We start from the raw sequence: 4,926 nt of genomic DNA, 5'->3' as shown, positions 1-4,926 counted from the left end.
TTCTTTTGATCTTGTGCAATTTGACTAGGTAGATTTGTATATCCTTTAATATCAATTCCTTCAAAGTTAACATCTGGATTATTAATTAACAAATAAGAGTAATCATTCATGGATTTTGCAAATACCCCAGCATCTTGCAAAGCTTTTTTCATCTTTTCACTGTTTACAGAAAGAGATATATCTTCCGTACTGGTTTGTTCTATTTTACTTTCACTTGCAAAAGCAGCTACTGGTGAAACTACAGTAGTTGTTGTCAGGGTTAAAAACGTCGATACAGCAAGTAGTTTATAAGGAAAATTATTATTCACTTTAATTCCTCCTATGAATATATATTAATTTCTAGTTTGTTTTTTCTTGTTTAAAAGCAATGTCTTTTGAAATGAATTCTGCATCCTTATGAATATCATTCCAACTTTGTTTAGCAGCTTTTAAATCGTCAGGTATTAACGAAAGTTTATGTTCTTGCATTTGATCGATATTATCATATAAATCTTTATAATTAGCCCCCATTTTATTCCATTGTTGCTGAATACTTGTTAGAGACATTATTGCTTGATCCACTGTCTGATACAAATATGTTAGAGTGTCTTTCGTATTAGTAAGTGAAATAACCGCTTGATTAGCCAAATCAGCTTTCATACTTAATTCTCCGATTTTATTCGAAATTTCATTATAAGAATTCATATGATTAGATGCCTCGACGCCAGCTGCTGTTCCTAAACCGATACCAGCGGCTCCTAGAGCTGTAAGACCACCAACAACAGCTGGCGTAGCTGTACCACCAGTCACAACAATTACTACCGCTCCTGCAATCGTTCCAATAACTAAAATAGCTGCTCCTAATCCACCACCAATTGACCAGGCTAATACATTATCAAAATGTGTTTTCTGTGTAGAACGTAAATTCTCAATTTCGGCCTGAAGTTGTGGGACTAGCGCTTGTTTTCCCGCTAATATAGCCGTCAATCCTCCCTGTCCATCTGGACCACCAACATTATTTTTAAAATCTACAGTATTTGTATACAACTTTGTTTTGAAAGCCTCTAACATCTTAATGACTTCCGTAACTTCATTTGAATTTGTATGAATTGTATAGATTAAATCCCCTATTCCTTCTTTGAGGCTCACCTTATCCTTCTTTTTTACAGTATCTACTAATGTGTCGTAATAATTTTGAAATTGCTCATCATAATTTACAATATTACGTGCTGTTTTTTGAATGTTTGGCTTCGCTGTATCTAACCAGTAATTTGCATTGATTCGTGACAGTTCTTGATTCAGGTGAATATTTTTGATTAATTCTTCTCCACCCGAACCTAAATCAATGTTGGATAAATTTACATTCGGTTGCTTAATCATAGTTTTTGCGTACAAATCCATTACAAGAATATGAGAGCCTGTTTCAGCCAACGCTTTCTTTAACCCTTCAGGTCCTAACGCATAATTTTCTATTTTCTGTTCTTGAGCTGTCTGTTCTTGTGCAAGTGCATGAATAGTACTACCATTTGTAGCGGTTATAATCGTTGCTAAAGTAGCTAAGGTTATAACTTTAAATGGAAATTTCATCATTTGATTCTCCTCCTTATTTTCCGTTTCGTTATAATTTTTTTAATAAACCTAATTTCTTAATATCAAAATTTATAAACTTGTTCTTCAAGTTGAATTGTCACACTTTTTAATCGTCTTAATATATCTTTTTGAGCCTGAGTATTATTGGTATCAACTTCCGTCGATAATTTTGTAATACTATTATTTATTAGATCCAAATCCTCTTTGTAACGTTTCATTAACTCAATTTCTCCATCTACTTGATTAGTAAATGTATGCAAGTCATTTTGCATGAAAAGAATCATTGATTTTTGTAAATCTGCTACTGTTAATTTAGTTGTTAAGTCATATAATTTCTGATTTTGTTTCTCTAAATCATTTAAATATGCTCTTTGCTCAGCTGTTAGTTTATTAATTTCAGCAAAAGTATTATATGTTTTTTTTATTTTTTCAGGATCAATCACTTTCATAAGATCATACTCTTTCGTTTTTGTAACTGCAGCTGCAGCGATTTCACCTTTTTTACTTTTCTCTATCGTTTCACGTGCTTCTTTTTTGGCAGTTTCAATTTCTATAGCTGATTTTCCCTTTTCTTTTGCTTCTTGCTCTGCTTTCTTCTCTGCGTCTACAATGGCATTGTTTATTTCTTTTCCTTTGTTATACGCTACTACTGCTGTTTGAGCAGCCGGTTCAATGATATCTTTCGATAGACTATAAATTTCTTGGAATACCTTTAGCCCTTGTTCATTTAACGCGCCTGGTAATAATGCTATTTGCTGCAAATCATTTTGAATAGATTTTTTTGTATCTAGCATTTCATTTTTTAACTTATCTATTTTTCCTGTTCCCTCTGAATTAAGGACACTTTGTGCTTTTACCACATCAGTATCAAGGTTTTTCAACTTCTTATCTACCAGTAATTTTAAATCTGTTAACTCATTAATTTGACGTTGCACACTTTCTTGATTTGTTATGGTCATGTCTTGAAGAACTTCCAGTCTATCTGTAAACCCTTCTTTATCTTCCTTATTATCTACAAATCCTTTTAATGTTGGATAATAACTATTAAATTTAGTTATAAATCCTTTACTTTTTGAATTTAATAGAATTAATTTAGGATAAAGTTCGGATGACCACTCTTTCATATCTTGTTTAATTAGAAATTGAGTTGTATTTAAAGATGGAATTTCTTCAAATTGTACATTCGGACTTGCTAAAGCTCCATCGATAAAAGTTTGTGTTAACTTGGAGTGTGCACCTATTTTTCGTAATGCTGAGGAAATATCTACATTATCTTGTTTTGTTTCTGCCTGAACGATTGGCGTTGCTAGAGTATTGATAGGAAAAGTCGCCCCGGTAACAATTGATGTTATTAAAAATCCTGTCATAATTTTATTCTTCATTCCTTACACCTCTTCACTATTGTTTTTTACAAGTTTTAGTCGTAAATGTTGTACAACCTAACGTTAGGATTTCTTCACACACACTTGCGGATAGAAGTTTTTTCGAAAGAGTAATTGCATCTCGTTTTTTATTTATTTTTGATAGAATATAAGGTCCTTACTTCCCCCCCATTTTAATCACTATGCTTTTCATAAGTAAACTAGAAAATCGCATATCTTATGTTTGATTTTTCCGACATTAAATATTTTGTTTTTTTCTAATTATATTAAAAAAATTTCCATACTATTATCACTTCATGAAGCGAAATAATTTTACTACTATAATTAAACATAAAATTTGTTGGTATCATTAATTCTTAATAAATATCATGCAAAAAAATGTTTTCACTATAACTTTATGGGATTTTATGTATTATGTACTTTATATGAATATGTACAATTGCATACTCATATACTCTCCTTCAATAACATACAAGGTAGTCACTATACATTCCTATCAACTTAAGTTTTTTTACTCCTCCAAGTGTAAAAAAGTTTTTATTTCTAAAATTTAACTAGAAAAGATAATGTTTTTTATCTATATTTCAATTTAAATTGAATTACAACTATTTTTTATAGTTTGTTCGAACTGGAGAATACAACCAAATTAATCTAGATAATATAGTGAAGAAGCTTTTTCTCAGAAAGAAGGAACTGATTCTAAAAATGAAATAACTTTATTGCTACTTAACATTTCCTTAATCGGCCTTTTAGTTCAGATCTTCTTTTCACTAAAAAACATCCCTTTAGATAAAAAGGTGCCAAGGAACAAAACATCGCAATTTTTTTAAAACATTACACCTCTTTTGTAAGCAATGTGACTTTATTTAAAAAGCGACATTAAAAATTTTTTTTCAAAACCTAGAAGTAACAGTTTGTCCAAAACAAAAACAACCATAAGTTTGCCGGTCCGGAAAACTTATGATTCATATCACACTTATTCTTAAAATTATTCATTCAAATCTTCTACTTATATTATTTTTTCAAGCTCTATTACTTTTAAACAAATTAGAATTCCATTTTCATGTAGAAACATATAAGTTTCTTGCTGCTTTTTTGTAGAATTGAAAGTCTAATAATCCTTGAATCTACGGATATTTTTTCTAATATTTATGATTTTCTACGCTCTAACATTAAATCTTCCCTTTTGAGGGTAAGTCTATGTCCTGTTTTTGATAACCTATAAAAGTTTTATCTTTATTTCTTTTTAATATATACGATATATATTAATAATAGATTTTATCGATTCTGGAACGTGATTGATTTTGTCCTAATCAAGTTAAACTTTTTTACTGAAACAAGATATAAATCGTCAGTTTTAACTATATAGTTGAGAAGGAATGCATAAAAAAGGAGGAAAATAATAATGAAATATCAAACAATATTTTCATCGTTAAAAAAATCCTGTTTTATCTTAATACTCTCTTTCATTATATTAATTCTTGCACTTCCAGCACCAACTTTTGCACAATCCAATAACAATGTTACATCTGGAACAGATTACTATGTATCTCCGGCAGGAAGTGACCTCAACACTGGCACATTAGATCAACCTTTCGCTACCATTCAAAAAGCTGCTGACGTCGCCACAGAAGGAAGCACAATCTACATAAGAAGCGGAGTTTATAACCAAAAAGTACATGTAACTCATTCAGGAATCTCAGAAGCACCGATTACTTTTCAAAATTACCAGAATGAAAAGGTAATTCTCGATGGCTCTAAAGTCAAGTTAGAGGATGATGGATTATTTACCATAGAAGATAAAAATTATATTCAGGTAAACGGGTTAGAATTTCGCAATTTAAAATCAACGAAAGTTAGCGAAACCCCATGCCCATCAACTTAAGGATAGAAACTCTACGGTTTTCCATTAATTGAAATGAACAAACTTTTAAACAGTATAATCCTCTTAAAAATGAGCATACGAAATAAACCC

The 4,926-nt window shown here is 30.7% G+C and carries 3 protein-coding genes and 1 pseudogene; 1 reads left to right on the top strand and 3 read right to left on the bottom strand.

Annotated elements, in window-relative coordinates; translation table 11 throughout:
• The 3 genes from ACS2CR_RS33430 to hblC all read right to left on the bottom strand — a co-directional run.
• The coding region (locus ACS2CR_RS33430; RefSeq protein ID WP_438906147.1) for an HBL/NHE enterotoxin family protein at nt 1-308 on the bottom strand (308 nt) is incomplete at its 3' end.
• A gap of 31 nt (nt 309-339) precedes the next feature.
• Nucleotides 340-1,569, bottom strand: a complete 1,230-nt coding sequence (gene hblD / locus ACS2CR_RS33425) for a hemolysin BL lytic component L1 (RefSeq protein ID WP_000975318.1) — start codon at nt 1,567-1,569, stop codon at nt 340-342.
• A 62-nt stretch (nt 1,570-1,631) separates the two neighbouring features.
• Complete coding sequence (gene hblC, locus ACS2CR_RS33420; RefSeq protein ID WP_016109999.1) at nt 1,632-2,951, bottom strand: hemolysin BL lytic component L2; 1,320 nt, start codon at nt 2,949-2,951, stop codon at nt 1,632-1,634.
• A gap of 1,405 nt (nt 2,952-4,356) precedes the next feature.
• Between hblC and ACS2CR_RS33415 the strand changes: the two are divergent.
• A pseudogene (locus ACS2CR_RS33415) lies at nt 4,357-4,821 on the top strand (right-handed parallel beta-helix repeat-containing protein); the annotation flags it as partial.
• Between the last annotated feature and the right edge of the window lie 105 nt (nt 4,822-4,926).

The sequence above is a fragment of the Bacillus cereus group sp. BceL291 genome (assembly GCF_051776705.1).
GTDB classification, from domain to species: Bacteria; Bacillota; Bacilli; order Bacillales; family Bacillaceae_G; genus Bacillus_A; species Bacillus_A cereus.
Note: the sequence above shows the minus strand (reverse complement) of the source record. Positions and strands in the feature narration are given on the sequence as shown.